This window comes from Kitasatospora sp. NPDC058190 (assembly GCF_042883685.1).
Taxonomy (GTDB): domain Bacteria; phylum Actinomycetota; class Actinomycetes; order Streptomycetales; family Streptomycetaceae; genus Kitasatospora.
In genome coordinates this window covers 79,088-95,645 of record NZ_JBHVVI010000005.1, presented here as the reverse complement: position 1 = coordinate 95,645, position 16,558 = coordinate 79,088, and the positions used below count along the sequence as shown (strand labels likewise).

13 protein-coding genes and 1 pseudogene are annotated in these 16,558 nt (G+C 73.1%); 8 read left to right on the top strand and 6 right to left on the bottom strand.

From position 1 onward, the window contains the following. Nucleotides 1–9 precede the first annotated feature (9 nt). Nucleotides 10–1,560, top strand: coding sequence for a glycosyltransferase family 39 protein (locus ACFVWU_RS03715; RefSeq protein WP_387615070.1), 1,551 nt, complete (start codon nt 10–12; stop codon nt 1,558–1,560). A gap of 96 nt (nt 1,561–1,656) precedes the next feature. Here ACFVWU_RS03715 and ACFVWU_RS03710 read toward each other — a convergent pair whose 3' ends face one another. Next, nucleotides 1,657–4,200 carry a D-alanyl-D-alanine carboxypeptidase gene (locus ACFVWU_RS03710; protein ID WP_387615067.1) on the bottom strand — a complete coding sequence of 848 codons (2,544 nt, stop codon included), beginning with the start codon at nt 4,198–4,200 and terminating at the stop codon, nt 1,657–1,659. 298 nt (nt 4,201–4,498) lie between these two features. Here ACFVWU_RS03710 and ACFVWU_RS03705 point away from each other — a divergent pair, with 298 nt between their 5' ends. The 3 genes from ACFVWU_RS03705 to ACFVWU_RS03695 all read left to right on the top strand — a co-directional run bounded on the left by ACFVWU_RS03705 (nt 4,499) and on the right by ACFVWU_RS03695 (nt 6,881). Next, nucleotides 4,499–5,239, top strand: coding sequence for a GPP34 family phosphoprotein (locus ACFVWU_RS03705; protein WP_387615064.1), 741 nt, complete (start codon nt 4,499–4,501; stop codon nt 5,237–5,239). A 572-nt stretch (nt 5,240–5,811) separates the two neighbouring features. Continuing rightward, entirely contained in the window at nt 5,812–6,675 is an 864-nt protein-coding gene (locus tag ACFVWU_RS03700) for a helix-turn-helix domain-containing protein (protein WP_380611856.1), read from the top strand. Further along, nucleotides 6,672–6,881, top strand: a complete 210-nt coding sequence (locus tag ACFVWU_RS03695; protein ID WP_380611855.1) for a DUF397 domain-containing protein — start codon at nt 6,672–6,674, stop codon at nt 6,879–6,881. The genes ACFVWU_RS03700 and ACFVWU_RS03695 overlap by 4 nt, the downstream gene beginning before the upstream one ends. A 95-nt stretch (nt 6,882–6,976) precedes the next feature. Here the strand turns inward: ACFVWU_RS03695 and ACFVWU_RS03690 are convergent, their stop codons facing one another. Continuing rightward, nucleotides 6,977–8,092, bottom strand: a complete 1,116-nt coding sequence (locus ACFVWU_RS03690; RefSeq protein WP_387615218.1) for an ADP-ribosylglycohydrolase family protein — start codon at nt 8,090–8,092, stop codon at nt 6,977–6,979. A gap of 169 nt (nt 8,093–8,261) precedes the next feature. Beyond that, nucleotides 8,262–10,850, bottom strand: a complete 2,589-nt coding sequence (locus ACFVWU_RS03685) for a bifunctional FO biosynthesis protein CofGH (RefSeq protein ID WP_387615060.1) — start codon at nt 10,848–10,850, stop codon at nt 8,262–8,264. A gap of 181 nt (nt 10,851–11,031) precedes the next feature. Here ACFVWU_RS03685 and ACFVWU_RS03680 point away from each other — a divergent pair, with 181 nt between their 5' ends. From ACFVWU_RS03680 to ACFVWU_RS03670, 3 genes are read left to right on the top strand one after another with little or no spacing between them, the layout of a single operon-like run. Continuing rightward, nucleotides 11,032–12,270 (top strand): outer membrane lipoprotein carrier protein LolA, encoded by a 1,239-nt coding sequence (locus ACFVWU_RS03680; protein WP_387615057.1) that lies wholly within the window; start codon nt 11,032–11,034, stop codon nt 12,268–12,270. A 3-nt stretch (nt 12,271–12,273) separates the two neighbouring features. Then, a complete protein-coding gene (locus ACFVWU_RS03675) occupies nt 12,274–13,338 on the top strand; it encodes an ABC transporter ATP-binding protein (RefSeq protein WP_387615054.1) in 1,065 nt (354 codons plus the stop codon). Continuing rightward, nucleotides 13,325–14,197, top strand: coding sequence for an ABC transporter permease (locus ACFVWU_RS03670; RefSeq protein ID WP_387615051.1), 873 nt, complete (start codon nt 13,325–13,327; stop codon nt 14,195–14,197). Before ACFVWU_RS03675 ends, ACFVWU_RS03670 begins: the two co-directional genes overlap by 14 nt. A 23-nt stretch (nt 14,198–14,220) precedes the next feature. Here the strand turns inward: ACFVWU_RS03670 and rarD are convergent, their stop codons facing one another. From rarD to ACFVWU_RS03655, 3 genes and pseudogenes are all read right to left on the bottom strand, one after another. Next, nucleotides 14,221–15,192: an EamA family transporter RarD gene (gene rarD / locus ACFVWU_RS03665; RefSeq protein WP_387615048.1), complete on the bottom strand. Its 972-nt coding sequence runs from the start codon at nt 15,190–15,192 to the stop codon at nt 14,221–14,223. Between the two features lie 146 nt (nt 15,193–15,338). Next, nucleotides 15,339–15,494, bottom strand: a pseudogene (locus tag ACFVWU_RS03660) (KR domain-containing protein); the annotation flags it as partial. A gap of 50 nt (nt 15,495–15,544) precedes the next feature. Then, nucleotides 15,545–16,309: a TetR/AcrR family transcriptional regulator C-terminal domain-containing protein gene (locus ACFVWU_RS03655; RefSeq protein ID WP_387615045.1), complete on the bottom strand. Its 765-nt coding sequence runs from the start codon at nt 16,307–16,309 to the stop codon at nt 15,545–15,547. A gap of 57 nt (nt 16,310–16,366) precedes the next feature. Between ACFVWU_RS03655 and ACFVWU_RS03650 the strand changes: the two genes are divergently transcribed. Beyond that, nucleotides 16,367–16,558, top strand: a complete 192-nt coding sequence (locus ACFVWU_RS03650) for a DUF6011 domain-containing protein (RefSeq protein WP_387615043.1) — start codon at nt 16,367–16,369, stop codon at nt 16,556–16,558.

Below are 16,558 nucleotides of genomic sequence, written 5' to 3'. Positions count from 1 at the left end.
AAGGCCCCGATGACACCAGCTGTGCGCCCGGCCGTCCGCCTGCTGGGGCAGGTGTGGTTCTGGCCGGCGGTGGTGATGCTGGGCGTCGGCTCGTACCGGCTGGGCACGCCCGAGCCGTGGCGGGACGAGATGGCGACCTGGACGGTGGCCACCCGCTCGCTGGGCGACCTGCTGCGGCTGCTCCAGCACATAGACGCCAGCAACGGCTTGTACTACCTGCTGATGCACGGCTGGACGGCGGTGTTCGGCGACTCGGCGGTGGCCCTTCGAATACCCTCCGTGCTGGCGATGGCGGCGGCGGCCGCCTTCGTGGCGCTGACCGCCGAGCGGCTGTTCGGCCACCGGGTCGCGGCGATCGGCGCGGGGCTGCTGTTCACGGTGCCGCCCCAGGTGTCCCACTACGCCCAGGAAGCCCGCGCCTACGCACTGGCGACCTGCTCGATCGCGGCCGCCACCTACTTCCTGCTGCGGGCGCTGGAGCGGCCGGGCCTGCGACGCTGGGCGCCGTACTCCGTGGCGATGGCGCTGGCCGGGGCCTGGCACCTGGTCTCGTTCAGTACGGTCTCCGGGCAGGCCGCGTTGGTGCTGCTGCACCTGCGGCGCCCCCGGACGGGGGCGGAACGGCGGATCCGGTGGCAGTACCCGGCCGCCGTGACCGCGGCGGTGCTGCCGGTGCTGCCGGTGGCGCTGCTCGGCAGCCGGCAGTCCGAGCGGCAGCTCGGCTGGATCAAGACGCCGTCCTTCTCCGACCTGACCGACTTCGGCGGGCACCTCTTCGGCTCGGACCAGGTGGCCCGGACCTTCGTCCTGCTGGCGCTGCCCGCGCTGTTGCTGCCCGGCCGGCGGCTTCGGGCCTGGCAGTTGCTGCTGCTGGCGGGGCTGCCGGTGGTGGCCGTCTGGCTGGTGTCGCGGGGCACCACCTCGTACTTCCTCGACCGGTACCTGCTCTTCACGGTGCCCGCCTGGGCGGTGCTGGCCGGGGGCGGGGTCGCGGCGGTGTACCGCGCGGTGGCGGCCCTGGCCGGGCGGCGGTGGGCGCCGGGACGGACCGTCCAGCCCCGGGTGGCCGTGGCGACGGCCGGGCTGCTGGCGGTGGGCCTGCTCGCCCTCCCGGCCGTGGCGGCGCTGCCCGAGCAGCCCGCGGTGCGGTACGCGGACGCGCACACCCACTCCAAGGAGCCGTTCCGCGCGGCGGCCGCGGAGATCACCGCCGGGTACCGTCCCGGGGACGGGTTGGCGGCCCCGATGAGCGACCAGTCCTGGGCGATGGTCTGGCCGGGCGTCAGCTACTACCTGCGCCCGGACGTCCAGCCGTTCCCGGTGTTCGTCGCGCGCAGCGCCGAGGACGCCGAGGAGCTGGCCCCCGAACCCTGCCCGCGGCCGGAGGCCTGTCTGGGGGACGTACCGCGGGTCTGGGTGCTGGTCCTCGGGGACACCCCGGACCCGCTGGCGGCCCTGCCGGAGGAGCAGGCGCAGCCGCTCAGGCAGCGGTACGGCGCGCCGGACAAGGTGGTACCGCTCGGCGGTCTCACCCTCGCGCTGCTCGATCCCGCGACCTGAGACACCCGGACCTGGGACACCCGGCCCCGGGAGCACGGAGAAGGGGGAGCCGGATCGTTCCGACTCCCCCTTCGGTCGTTCAACCGTTCGACGCGCTCACAGCATGCGCAGCAGCCGCGACTGGATGGACGGCGGGTTCAGGTCGGACTGGAGGGCCACCGGGACCTCCGTCTTGCCGTCGCCCGCGCCCACCCGCAGCGTGCCGACCTCCGTGCCCGCCTTCTCGTTGTGGCGGAGCTTGGCCGGGTCCAGGGTGATCGTGCCGTTGACACCGGGGAAGCCCGCCACCACGAGGTCCTTGGTCGCGACGACCGGGACCTTGCCGCCGAGCCCGTCCTCCACCGAGCCGACGACGTCGCCCTTCTTCACCACGGCCTGGCCGGTCAGCCCGTTCTGCGCGGCCTGGATCTGCTTGCCGCTGACCTTCAGTACGGTCGGCAGGATGCCGTCGCCGTCCTTGGGCGAGGTGGCCTGCTGGCCCAGGGTGACGCCGAGGATCAGCCGCTTCACGCCGCCGATCTCCTTGTACGCGGCCCACATCAGGCAGCCGCCGGCCGGGGTGCTGGAGCCGGTCTTGACGCCGATGACGCCGGTCTTCGGGTTGATCAGGTTGTTGGTGTTGAGGATCTTCACACCGTTGAGGGTGGTGTCCGGGGTGGCGACGATCTGCCGGAAGATCTCGTCCTGCATGACCTGCTCGGCCAGCTTCAGCTGGTCCTTGGCGGTGGACTTGGTGTCCGCGTTGAAGCCCGCCGGGTCGGCGTAGGTCGTGTTGGTCATGCCGAACTTGGCCGCGGTCTCGTTCATCAGCTTGACGAACGCCTCCTCGGAGCCGGAGTGGAAGCGGGCGAGCAGCCGGGCCACGTTGTTGGCGGACGGCAGCATCAGCAGCTCCAGCGCCTGGTACTCGGTGAGCACCTGGCCCGCGGTGAGCGTCACCCGGGACTCGTCGGCGTTGCCGGACTCCTGCGCGGCCTGCGGGTCGACGGTGATCTTCGGGCCGCTCTCCCCCTTCTTCAGCGGGTACTTCTGCAGGATCAGATAGGCGTTCATCACCTTGGTGACACTGGCGATCGAGGCCGGGGTCTCCTGGCCCGAACTGCCGAGGCTGCCCACGCCGACCACCTCGGCGGCGGACTGGCCCTTGGCCGGCCAGGCGAGGTCGAGCGTGTCGCCGGGGAAGGTGAAGGTGCCCGCAGCCGACATCCTCACCGTCACGTCCGGCAACGGGCGCAGCAGCTGGGCCACCACGGCCGCACCGAGCACCACGGCCAGGAACGCCGTCCAGATGGTGATCCGCTTGAGCGCGCGGCGCAGCGGCGAGACCGGACGGGAGTTGAGGGAGGCCAGGACCTCCATCGCCTCGGCCGTGTTCTCGGGCAAGGGCAGCGGCTGCGGGGCGGGCAGCGGCTCGGGCCCGGGCAGCGGCGGGACGGGCGGCACCGGCCGCGGGTCGGGCTCGGGCAGCGGGGTGGGCGCCGGGGCCGGACCGGGCTCGGGCCTCGGGGCCGGCTCGGGCAGCGGTTCGGGCCCCGGGGTCGGCTCCGGTTCGGGGACGGGCTTCGGCGCCGGGTGCGGCTCGGGGACGGGCTCGGGAACCGGCGCCGGCTCGGGCAGCGGGGTGGGCTCCGGGGGCTCGGGCACGGTGCCGGCGGCGGGGGCGCCCAGCGGCTTGGGCTTCTCCAGCTTCTCGGCCTTGCCGGTCGGAACCGGGGGCTTGGTGAGCAGCATGGTCTTGGTCGGGTCGTACGGCTCGTCGCCCTCGTCGGACTCGGCGCCCTTGTCGCCCTCGGCGGTCTGGTCTGCCTCTGCTTCAGCGGCCTTGTCGGACTCGGCGGACTCCTCGGATTCGGCGGGCTGCCCGGACGCCGCGGACTCCTTCGGTTCGACGGCCTCGGGCGTGTCGGCCCGCTCTGCCGGCTTCGCCTTCTCCGGCGTGTCGGCCGCGGAACCGGTCTTCGCGAGGGGCTGCTCCAACGCCTCCTCAGGCTCGTCGACCTTCTCGACCTTCTCGACCTTCTCGACCTTCTCGACCTTCTCGGCCTTCTCGGCCTTCTCGGAAGCCTTCTCCGCAGCCTTCACGGAAGCGCTCTCGGAAGCGCTCTCGGAAGCCTTCCCGGCACCCTTCGCAGCCGCCGCGCCAGCCGTCCGCATGGTGAGACGCGGGTCGGCGCCGGATGCCCGTTCGGCGGTCTCCTTCGCCGCGTCAGCCGTCGAGGCCGACTCCTCCTCCGCCCCGTCACCGGAACTGTCGCCGCTCGCGGCCTTCAGCAGTTCCTCGGGCAGCCGCAGCGCGGTGGTCTTGTTGTCCACCGGCAGGCGCAGCATCGTCGTCCGGCTGTCCACATCCCGGACGCGGATCTGTACGGTCGAACCGCCCCCGGCCCCCGCCGACGGCTTTTCGGCGGACGCCTCGGAGGAGGGCTCGGCGGACGCCGCGGCCGAGGACTCGGCCGGCGTCCCGGCGGCGGTCTCCGCGGATGCCTTGGCGGCGGCCCCGGCTGACGCCCCGGCAGCCGCCGGGTCGGCCGATCCGCCGTCGGCACCCTCAGCGGTGCCGGCCGCCGTACCGGTCCGTTCGCGTTCGCCGCCCCGCTCCCGCTCGTCGTCCCTCAGCACCCTGTCGGGGGACTCGCCCACGTATCCCAGCCTCCTCAACGCCCGGCGGGGCACCGGCAGACCCGATTTCGGGAAGCCGACGCCCCGCCCCGTGTACCTGTACAGTCTCCGCCACATGCGGTCGATCCGGCCGCGCACACCCCGCCCGACCGGCGCTTATTGCCGCCGCACGGCCGCATCGCGGTCTGTTCAACGGTCAGACGCCGGGGTCACGGCCGCCGGTTCCGCCCCTTCACCGCAAGGTCACGATTCGGAGGCGTACTCGACAAGCCCGTGTGAGAGGCGTCACCCTGTCTCTCATCCACGCGGGGAGGCTTGGATGGGCAAGAGCCGCAGAACTGTTCCCGAGGAACTCTTGCTGCTCGCTTTGGACCCGACCACGGGTACCACGGCGCAGCCGCAGACCCTCGACCTCGGACTCGCCGGGGCGCAGCTCGTCGAGCTGTCCCTGGCCGGACGGATCGTACCGGAGGGCGACCGGATCGCCGTCGTGCTCGCACGACCGACCGGCGACCCGACCCTTGACCACGCACTGGAGCTGCTGCGCCGACGCGGCAGCCCGGTCCGCGCGGCGCACTGGATCGGCGGGCCCCGACTGGGACTTCGGCAGACGTACCTGGCGCACCTGGAGCGCTGCGGCATGGTCACCGCCGTGCCCGGCCAGATGTGCGGAGTGCTGCCGACGACCCGGTACCAGGCGTCCGACGACTGCACCAACGCCGCGATCAAGCAGCGGCTGGACACCGCGATCCGCACCGGCGTGCCGCCGGACCCGCGGACGGCCGCGCTCGCGGCCCTCGCCCACTCGGTGGGGCTGGGCAAGCACCTGTACCCGGGCAACGAGGGCCGGTCCTCGCGGTCTCGACTGCGCGACCTGATCCGGTACGACCCGCTCGGCGGGATGGTCGCGCACGCCGTGATGGACGTGCAGAACGGCCTGCCTGCGCAGCAGAACCGTTCTTCCCAGGCTTCCGGGGCCGGCACCGGCCGCTCCGGTGCCCGCGCGGCGGGCCGGGCCTCCGGCGGGCGGGTCTCCGCCCCTCGGGTCGGGGTCCGCTGATCCCGGGTCTGCTGATCCTGGCGATCGGTTGAGCCGGGCGGTCGGTTGAGCCAGGCGGTCGGTTGAGCCGGGCGGTCGGTTGAGCCAGGCGGTCGGTTGAGCCGGGCGGTCAGCCGATCCCGGTAGGCCGCTGACCACAACGACCCCCGGCGCGCCGAGCCCGACTCGCCGACGACACGTCCGACGGCGCACACCGTCCCGTCCGCGCCGCCCGAGGGCGGCGGGCGACCCGGGGCGCCACCCGGCACCACCGGCACCACCAGAAGCACGGAGGGGCGGTCGCCCCGCGACGCAAGTCGCCCGGCGACCGCCCCTCTGCCGTTCCCGGAGGCCCGTCGAGGCCTTCCGGAACCACCGGTCCGAATCGTCGAGCCGTATTACCACCTGGGGGCCTGCGCTGTCTCACAGAAGCGCTTTTCCGATGATCTGTTCTACCGCGCTGCTGTGATTCCCCGGCGCCGACCTGGCCCAAGGTGTCATGCTGCTCCAAGTCAGGGGGGTTGGTCCCAATGTCCGAAGTGTTCCGAGGGCTGCCGTTCCAACGATCACCAGAGGTCCGGCCGGAGGTCGACGTGTCCGCGAACATCAATCCCACCGTGCGTCGTCGGCGCCTCGGCTCGGAGCTGCGAAAACTCCGCGAAGGCCTCGGGATGACGGCGGAGGAGGTGGCCGGCCGGCTGATGGTCTCCCAGTCGAAGATCAGCCGGCTGGAGAACGGCCGTCGCAGCATCAGCCAGCGCGACGTGCGCGACCTCTGCGACGTCTACAACGTGTCCGACGAACAGATGCGCAGCAGCCTGATGGAGATGGCCAAGGAGTCCCGCCAGCGCGGCTGGTGGCACGACTTCAACGACATGCCGACCCCGTACAGCGTCTACATCGGCCTGGAGGCCGAGGCCTCCTCGATCCGCGCCTACGAGTCCTCCTTCATCCCGGGGCTGCTCCAGACCGAGCAGTACGCCCAGGCCGTGGTCGAGGGCACCCAGCCGGACACCGACGCGATCGCGGTGCAGCGCCGGGTGCAGGTGCGGATGAAGCGCCAGGAGCGCGTCCACGGCGAGAACCAGCTCGGCAGCCTGTGGACCGTCATAGACGAGGCGGCGCTGCGCCGCGAGGTCGGCAGCCGGGAGATCATGGCCCGACAGCTCCAGCAGATGCTGGAGCTCAGCCTGCGCCCGAACATCACCATCCAGGTGATCCCGTTCTCGCACGGCGCCCATCCCGGCATGACCGGGACATTCTCCCTGCTGGAGTTCCCGGAGTCAGCCGATTCCACGGTTGTCTACTTCGAAGGTGTGACGAGCGATCTCTACCTGGAGAAGGAGGCCGACGTGCGCCGCTATACCGGTCTGTACGACTACCTGAGAGCGGCCGCACTCGGTGTCGCGGAGAGCCGGTCGCTGATAGCCGACATCGAAAAGGGATACCACGAATGAGCACCCCCTCCGAGTACGGAACCCCCTGGCGCAAGAGCAGTCACAGTGGTGGCCAAGGCGCCTGTGTGGAGATCGCCGGACCTGCCGCCGGGGCGGTGGCGGTCCGGGACTCCAAGGACCCGCTCGGCCCGCAGCTGCTGTTCTCCACCGAGGCCTGGAACGCGTTCGCGTCGGCCGCGGCGGCGGGCGCCTTCGGCGAGGCCTGACCGGGATCCGTGCTCGGACGAGTTGCCCGTAGCGCTGTCCGTCGCCCCGAGCGGCGGCCGATGCTACGGGCGACTGCCGTTTCCGCGGCGTTCGTTCAGTGCACCACCGGGTACCGGACCGACCAGTTGACGCCCTCCGGGGTCTGCCGGTCGTGCAGTTCGGTGCCGTGCATCAGCTCCAGCGCGAAGTCGTCGGCGAGTTCGAGGATCGCACCGCGTCCCTCCAGCCCCGCCAGCAGGCCCGGCGGCAGCGCGGTGTCACCGTGCAGCACCCCGAGCAGGTTGCCGCAGATCGCGCCGGTGGAGTCGCTGTCCCCGGAGTGGTTGACCGCCAACAGCAGGCCCGAGCGCACGTCGTGGGCGACCAGGGCGCAGTAGACCGCGATCGCCAGCGCCTCCTCGGCGACCCAGCCCTCCCCCAGCGCCTCGACCCGCTCGGCGGACGGCTCGCCGGCCCGGACGGCGTCCAGCGCGGCCCGCAGCGCGGCCGTGGTCTCCTCGTGCGCCTGCCGCTCGGAGAGCAGCGCCAGCGCGAGGTGGACGCCCTCCTCCAGGGTGCCGCCACGGGCCACCGACTGGACGATCACCGCGAACGCGCCCGCCGCCAGGTAGCCGGTCGGGTGGCCGTGGGTGAGCACCGAGCACTCCACCGCGAGCTGGAAGACCAGGCCCGGCTCCCAGGTGGTGAGCAGCCCGAACGGCGCCGCCCGCACCACCGTGCCGCAGCCCTTGGAGTGCGGGTTCTTGGGCCGCTCCAGGGTGCCGAGCCGCGAGCCGTCCGGCCCGGTCAGGCCGGTGAGGCAGCCCTGGCCGGGGGCGCGCTGGGCGTACAGCCACTCCTCGCGGCCGAGCCAGCCGAGGTCGGGGCGGCGCTCGTCCGGGCCCCAGTCGCGCTGGGTGGCGGCCCAGCGCAGGTAGGCCAGGTGCAGGTCGGTGGGCGGGTGCCAGCTGCCGGTGTCGCGCCGGATGTGGGCCCGGATCAGGCCGTCCACGGTGAACAGGCTGAGTTGGGTGTCGTCGGTGACGGCGCCGGTGCGCCCGTAGGCGGGGACGTAGCCGGTGACGCCCCGCGGGCCGTACTGGGCCCGGATCTTCTCCAGCGGCTCGAACTCGACGCCGGCGCCGAGCGCGTCACCGATGGCACCGCCGAGCAGGCAGCCCCGCACGCGGCTGCGGAAGTCCTGCTGCTGGGCTCGTGACCACAGGGGCATCACGACGGGGCGCCTTTCGTCGGGGTCGGGGGGCGGGTCCGCGCGACGCACGGCCGCCGCGCGCCCTGGCACTGTATTCGAAGGCGCGAGCGGAACGACGGCGTCCCTCGTACTTCGGTTCCCCACCCCGGCCGCCGTCTCCGCGACGGCCGGGGTCCCGCGGTCGGCCCTAGTCCAGCACCGGCAGCAGCTCCGGCAGGTGCCCGTCCGAGGCCAGCGCCGCCGCGCGCCGCTCGACCGGCACCTCGCCGTAGAGGGTGGTGCGCTGGCGGTGGGGGCGGCCCGCGGCCTCGGCGATCGCCTGGAGGTCGCGCACCGACTTGTAGCTGCCGTACGCCGAGCCGGCCATCCGCGAGATGGTCTCCTCCATCAGCGTGCCGCCCAGGTCGTTGGCGCCCGAGCGGAGCATCTCGGCCGCGCCCTCCGCGCCCAGCTTCACCCAGCTGGTCTGGATGTTGGGGATGTGCGGGTGCAGCAGCAGCCGGGCCATGGCGACCACGGCGCGGTTGTCCCGGGCGGTCGGGCCGGGGCGGGCGATGCCGGCCAGGTAGACCGGGGCGTTGGTGTGGATGAACGGGAGGGTGACGAACTCGGTGAAACCACCGGTGCGCTGCTGGATCTCGGCGAGCAGCCGCAGGTGGCCGAGCCAGTGCTTCGGGGTGTCCACGTGCCCGTACATCATCGTGGACGAGGAGCGGATGCCCAGCTCGTGCGCGGTGGTGACCACCTCGACCCAGGTCGCGGCCGGCAGCTTGCCCTTGGTGAGCACCCAGCGGACCTCGTCGTCCAGGATCTCGGCGGCGGTGCCCGGGATGGTGTCCAGGCCCGACTCCTTGGCCCGCTGCAGCCAGTCGCGGATCGAAAGCCCGGTCCGGGTCGCGCCGTTGACCACCTCCATCGGGGAGAACGCGTGCACGTGGATGCCGGGCACCCGTTCCTTCACCGCGCGGGCGATGTCGAAGTAGGCGGTGCCGGGCAGGTCCGGGTGGATGCCGCCCTGCATGCACACCTCGGTGGCGCCCACCTCCCAGGCCTGCGCGGCCCGTTCGGCGACCTGCTCCAGGGAGAGGGTGTAGGCGTCGGCGTCGGTGCGGCGCTGGGCGAAGGCGCAGAAGCGGCAGCCGGTGTAGCAGACGTTGGTGAAGTTGATGTTCCGGGTGACGCAGTAGGTGACGTCGTCCCCGACCGCGTCCCGGCGGACGTCGTCGGCGATCCGGCACAGGGCGTCCAGGGCCGGGCCGTCCGCGTGGAACAGGGCCAGCGCGTGGTCGTCGGTGAGCTCGGTCGGGTCGTCGGCGGCCACCGCCAGAGCCTCGCGCAGGTCGCCCGCGAGGCGCTCGGGCGCGCCCTTCGCGAGCACCTGCTCGCGCAGCACCTCCCAGTCGCCGTACACGTCCTCGAAGTCGGCCCGGCGGTCGCCGGTGCGGCCCTCGGTGTCGACGGCGGTGTGCAGGTCGGTCCGCCCGTACGCCTCCGGGAGGTCCTCGGGCTCCTGCCAGGGGCGGCCCTCGACCACCGCGTCCGGGTTCGCCAGGCCGGTGGCCGGGTCGGCCAGGGCGCGCACGTGCGGCAGCACCCGCGGGTCCAGCCAGGGTTCGCCGCGCAGCACGTACTCGGGGTAGACGGCGAGGCGTTCGCGCAGTTCGAAGCCGGCCGCGGCCGAGCGCTCGGCGAGGCGGTCGATCTGCGGCCAGGGGCGCTCGGGGTTGACGTGGTCCGGGGTCAGCGGGGAGACGCCGCCCCAGTCGTCGATGCCGGCCGCGATCAGCCGCCCGTACTCACCGTCCACCAGGTTCGGCGGCGCCTGCAGGCACGCCGCCGGGCCGAGCAGGTGGCGGGCCACCGCCACCGTGGCCACCAGCTCGTCCAGTTCGGCGTCCGGCATGCCGCGCATCGCGGTGTCCGGCTTGGCGCGGAAGTTCTGCAGGATCAGTTCCTGGACGCCGTGGTAGGCCCGGGAGACCTTGCGCAGCGCGAACAGCGACTCGGCGCGCTCCTGGTACGTCTCGCCGATGCCGATCAGCAGGCCGCTGGTGAACGGGACGGAGCTGCGGCCGGCGTCCTCCAACACCCGCAGTCGGACGGCCGGTTCCTTGTCCGGCGAGCCGAAGTGCGGGCCGCCGGGCTCGCTCCACAGCCGGGTGGCGGTGGTCTCCAGCATCATCCCCATCGAGGCGGAGACCGGCTTCAGCCGCTGGAAGTCCGTCCAGCTCAGCACCCCGGGGTTGAGGTGCGGCAGCAGGCCGGTCTCCTCCAGGATGCGGATGGACATCGCCCGCACGTAGGCGATGGTGTCGTCGTAGCCGTGCGCGTCCAGCCACTCACGGGCCTCGGGCCAGCGGTCCTCGGGCTTGTCGCCGAGCGTGATCAGGGCTTCCTTGCAGCCGAGTTCGGCCCCGCGCCGGGCCACCTCCAGCACCTCGTCCGGGGACATGAACATCCCGTGCCCGGCCCGGCGCAGCTTGCCGGGGACGGTGGCGAAGGTGCAGTAGTGGCACTTGTCGCGGCAGAGCCGGGTGAGCGGGATGAAGACGCTCTTGGAGTAGGTGATGACGCCGGGACGGCCGGCCGCCTCCAGCCCGGCGTCGCGCACCCGGGCGGCACCGGCGCACAGGTCGCGCAGGTCCTCGCCTCTGGCCTGGAGCAGCACGGCCGCCTCGGTCACATCGAGGGCCACGCCGTCCCGGGCGCGGCGCAGGGCGCGCCGCATCGCGTTCGCGGTCGGAGGGGTGCTTGCGTCCACGGCGGTTCCGTCCATGGCGCGACCCTACGCCAGGTGTCGTACGTTCGGATGAGCCAACCCTGAGGCTTCTCAGGGTCGATGTACACACCAGGGTCACCCCGATCTGGCCCTGCAGGGCGATGACGGCGTGGCGGCGCCCGCCTCTAATGGAGGGACAGTGCCAATCGCAGAGGTTCGCAGAGGAGTTGAGGACGCCATGACCAATGACACGGCGGCGGGGGACCAGCAGGACGGCGGAGTGCCGTTCCGTTCACGGCGGCGCACCCTGGTACGGGCCGGGGTCCCGCTGGTGGTGGCCGCGGTGATCGCCACCGGGGTCGGACTGGTGCCCGCGCTGGCCGCCGACTCCCCGCCCGACCTGCCGGCCGTCTCGGCGGAGGCGCTGGTGGCCAAGGCGCTCGGCTCCGACACCCAGACCCTGTCCGGGACGGTGTCGGTCTCGACCGACCTCGGGCTGCCCGGCCAACTGCTGAGCGGGGCCGGTGGTCTCGCCGCGGCGGCCGGGCACGGCGGCGAGCAGGGCAAGGGCTCCTCGGCGGACCCGCAGACCAAGCTGCTCGGCCTGCTCGGCGGGGACCAGACCCTGCGGGTCGCGGTGGACGGGCCGGACCGCCAGCGGGTGGACCTGATGGAGAACATGGCGGGCTACACCCTGGTCCGCAACGGCGACCAGAGCTGGGCCTGGGACAGTTCGACCAACAGCGCGGTGCACCTGACCGGGCGTCCGGCGGGCGAGCACCGGCCCGAGGCGCCGCTGACCGGGGTGCCGACCACCCCGCAGGAGGCCGCCAAGCAGTTCCTGACCGAGAGCGCCGGCACCACCTCCGTCACCGTGGCCGGGACGGCCACGGTGGCCGGGCAGAAGGCGTACCAGCTGAGCGTCAAGCCGACCCAGTCCGGCTCGACCGTCGCCGAGGTGCGGATCTCGGTGGCCGCCGACAACGGCGTGCCGCTCGCGGTGGTGGTGAAGTCCACCGACGGCTCCACCGTGCTGGACGTCCACTTCACCGAGGTGTCCTTCGCCAAGCCGGCCGCCAAGACCTTCGACTTCACGGTGCCCAAGGGCGCCAAGGTGACGGAGCAGAAGGCGGACGACGCGGCCAAGGGCCACGCCGGCAAGGGCGAGGCTGCCAAGGGTGAAGCCGCCAAGGACCACGGCGGCGTGAACGTGATCGGCGAGGGCTGGACGGCCGTGGTCTCCGCGCAGCTGCCCAGCGGCGTCGAGACGCCGAAGGGCACGGACAACGGCAAGCAGGGCAAGCACCACGGCCAGCCGATGAACCCGCAGGCGCTGGTGAAGTCGCTCGGCAAGCCGGTCGGCGGCGGCACGCTGATCAGCACCAAGGTCGTCAACGTCCTGCTCACCGACGACGGCCGGGTCTTCGCCGGCGCGGTGACCCTGCCGGTCCTGCAGCACGCCGCCGGGGTGAACTGACGGATGTCCAAGGCTCCCGTAACGGGGGACGTTACGGAGTCGGCCGGGGGTCCGGGCGCCGCGCCGCGCCCGGCCCCCGCTCCTTCCGCTCCGCCCGCTCCTTCCGCTCCTCCCGCCTCCTCGACCGACGACGTGATCAGAACCCGCGGCCTGACCAAGCGCTTCCGGGGTGGCCAGCTCGCCGTGGACGGCCTGGACCTGGCCGTGCCGCGCGGCTCGGTGTTCGGCTTCCTCGGCCCCAACGGCTCCGGCAAGACCACCACCATCCGGATGCTGATGGGCCTGATCGCCCCCACCTCCGGCGTGGCCACCGTGCTCGGCGAGTCGATGCCGCAGTCCGTCGCCTCCGTGCTGCCCCGGGTGGGCGCGCTGATCGAGGGCCCGGCGCTGTACGGCTTCCTCTCCGGCCGGGACAACCTGGTCCGCTTCGACTCCGCCGACCCGACCGCCGACCCGCGCACCCGCCGGCAGCGGGTGGACGCCGCGCTGGAGCGGGTCGGCCTGAGCGCCGCGGCCGGCAAGAAGGCCCGCGCCTACTCCCTGGGCATGAAGCAACGCCTGGGCCTGGCCTCCGCGCTGCTGCAGCCGCGCGAGCTGCTGGTGCTGGACGAGCCGACCAACGGCCTGGACCCGCAGGGCATGCGGGAGATCCGGGCGCTGGTGCGGGAGGTCGCGGCGGAGGGCACCACGGTGTTCCTCTCCTCGCACCTGCTGGACGAGATCGAGCAGGTCTGCACCCACGCGGCGGTGATGTCCCGGGGCCGGCTGGTGGTGCAGGGCACCGTCACCGAGCTGGCCGCCCGGGCCCAGGGCCGGCTGGTGGTCCGCACCCCCGACGTGGCGCAGGCCGCCAAGGTGCTGGCCGCCCACCAGGTGGGTTCGCTGGTGCCCGGCGAGGGCCGGGTGGACGGCGAGCTGGGCGCCCGGGGCGGCGACGAGGTGCTGCCCGAACTGTGCGCGGCGCTGGTCGAGGCCGGGGTGCGGGTGCACGGATTCGGGCTGGAGCGGGGCACGTTGGAGGACGCCTTCGTGGCGCTGACCGGGGAGGGCTTCGATGTCGCAGGCTGAGGCGCTGCCGGTGGCCGGGCGTCGGCCGCAGACCGCGGCCGGGTTCCTGGCGCTGTTCCGCAACGAGCTGCACCTGACCTTCCGCCGGCTGCGCACCAAGGTGCTGCTGGGCATCCTGGCGGTGCTGCCGATCCTGATCGGCGTGGTGGTCAAGCTCAACACCGACAGCCCGCACGACGGCGGCGGCGGGCCGAGCTTCATCGCGCAGACGACCCAGAACGGGCTGTTCCTGGTGTTCACCGCGCTGGCGGTGGCGCTGCCGGTCTTCCTCCCGATGACGGTCGGGGTGGTGGCCGGGGACTCGGTCGCCGGCGAGGCGGCCACCGGGACGCTGCGCTACCTGCTGGTCGCCCCGGCCGGGCGGACCAGGCTGCTGGCCGCCAAGTTCACCGCCGGGCTGGTGTTCTGCCTGGCCGCGACGGCGGCGGTCGCGCTGTCGGCGCTGGCCACCGGGGCCGCGCTGTTCCCGCTCGGCGAGGTCACGCTGATCTCCGGGGACACCATCGGCTTCTCGGACGCGCTGCTGCGGGCGGTGCTGGTGGCCGGGGTGGTCGCGCTCTCGCTGGCCGGGCTGGTGGCGATCGGGCTGTTCGTCTCGACCCTCACCGGCAGCGGCATCGCGGCGATGGCCGCGACCGTCGGCCTGGTGATCACCGTGCAGATCCTGGACGCCTTCCCGCAGCTGGACGCGATCCGGCCGTTCCTGTTCACCCATTACTGGATGAACTTCTCCGACCTGCTGCGCGAACCGATGTACTGGGACGGCGTGTGGAAGGACCTCGGTCTGCAGGCCGCCTACGTCGCCGTGTTCGGCTCGGCGGCCTGGTCGCGGTTCACCAGCCGCGACATCAGCGCATGAGCGGTATCAGCGCGTGAGCCGCATCAGCGCGTGACGGCTTCCCGCTGGACGGGGGCGGGCTGCGGAACGGCCGCGGCCCGCCCCGCGCGGTCGGCCCGCACCTGGCGCAGCGCATCCCAGGTGAGCAGCGCGAGCGCGGCCCAGACCAGGGCGAAGCCGGCCCAGCGCGCGGGCGGCATCGACTCGTGGAAGACGGCGACGCCGATCAGGAACTGGAACACCGGCGCCAGGTACTGCAGCAGCCCGAGCACGGTCAGCGGCACCCGCACAGCCGCCGCGCCGAAGAACAGCAGCGGGATCGCGGTGATCACGCCGCTGAGCATCAGCAGCGCCGAGTGCCCCCAGCCGTACGAGCCGGGCACGGTGTGCCCGAAGGTGCCGTGCCCGCTGAGCTCCAGGTAGATCAGGTAGCCGAGGGCGAAGGGGAACATGAAGGCGCTCTCCGCCGCCAGGCTCTCCAGCCCGCTCAGCCCGACCTGCTTCTTCAGCAGGCCGTAGGTGGCGAAGGAGAGCGCCAGGACGAGCGCGATCCAGGGCAGCTGCCCGTAGGCGACGGTCAGGACCGCGACGGCGGCGGCGCCGATGCCGACGGCCGTCCACTGGGCGCCGCGCAGCCGCTCCTTGAGCACCAGGACGCCGAAGCCGATGGTGACCAGGGGGTTGATGAAGTAGCCGAGGCTGGTCTCCACCACGTGACCGTTGTTGACGGCCCAGATGTAGACGCCCCAGTTGACGGAGATCACCGTGGCCGCACCGGCCAGCATGGCGAGTCGGCGGGGCTGGCGCAGCAGCGGGCGTATCCAGCTCCAGTGCCGCTGGGCGACCAGCATCAGCACCACGGCGACCAGGGACCAGACCATCCGGTTGGCCAGGATGTCGTCGGCGGCGCCGGGCTCCAGCAGCGGCCAGAACAGCGGGAAGAGCCCCCAGATGCCGTAGGCCGCCATGCCGTACCAGAGGCCTCGGCCGCTGTCCTGCTGGGTTGTCTGTGGCATGGCCGAGTGCCCTCCCGCGCGCGCGATGTATCGAGGTGACGGTAGCGGGCGGGAGGGGAGGCTGTCATCTCCGTTTTCGGATTTTGGTCATGACATTGCTTGAATGCTGGACGGTTCCCGGCCTTTTCGCAGGTCAGGCGGTTGCCTCAGGCACCCGGCGCGGCGCGGACGGACTCGGCCAGCGGGACGGTCGGACGGCCGATCAGCCGGGCCAGGTCACCGGTGCGCAGGGCCGGCTCGCCCCTGGCGATGGCCGCGTCGGTGTTCGGGAACAGCTCCGCGAAGCCCTCCGGCAGCCCCGCGGCCCGCCCGCGAGGAGTACGACGGGCGGCCTACCGCTCCTTGATCAGCACTACTCCTTGATCAGCGCCGCCAGCCCGTCCAGCACCCGGCCCAGCCCGAAGGCGTACGCGTGCTCCGGGCTGTACGCGCCGCCGTGCGCCTGGCCGGCGGCGGCACCGACGCGGGCGGCGACCGGGTAGCGCTCGGCGTCGAAGACCCGGGCGAGCAGCTCGGCGTTGGCCTCCCACCACTGGGCGTCGGTCAGCGCGCTGTCCTGCTGGGCGGCGCGCTCGTCGGCGGCCATCCGGGCGCAGGTCTGGACGAAGCCGAGCAGGTGGGTCAGCGCGGCGTCCAGCTCGACGTCCGGCAGGCCGGTGCCCTCGAAGGCGCGCAGCTCGTACTCGTACTTGGCCATCAGGCCGGGGCCGAGCGGCGGGCGGCTGGTGGAGACGGCGGCGACCCAGGGGTGGGCGCCGAACAGCGCCCGGTTGTCGTCCGCGACGGCGGTGACCCTGGCCCGCCAGCCCGCGTCGGCCGGGGCGCTGCGGGGCATCGTGGCGTAGACGGTGTCCAGCATCAGGTCGAGCAGCTCGGCCTTGCCGGGGACGTAGGTGTAGAGCGCCATCGGGGACAGCCCGAGCTCCTGGGCGACCCGGCGCATGGTGACGGCGTCCACGCCCTCGGCGTCGGCCAGGGCGATCGCCGCGGCGGCGATCTCAGCGGTGGAGCGGGCCTGCTTCGGGCCGCGCCGGCCGGGCTTCTCCTCGGCCGTCAGCCCCCAGAGCAGGGCGAGGGTGCGCGCCGGGTCTCCTGCGCTGCTGCGGTCCGTGGCCATGGGACGGATCCTTTCACGGCGCGGGCCCCGGCAGCCGTGGGCGGCTACCGTCTCCCCATGACCAGCCCTGAGCCACTCCCCGGCACGGACACCGCCCAGGCGCTCCGGCCCCGGGTCACCTGCCGCCGCTGCCACCGGCCGCTGCACGACCCGGAGTCGCGGATGCTGCGGCTGGGGCCGGAGTGCCGCGACCCGGCGGAGCGGGTCGCGCGGTTCGAGGTGGACCAGGAGACGCTGCCGGGGGTCTAG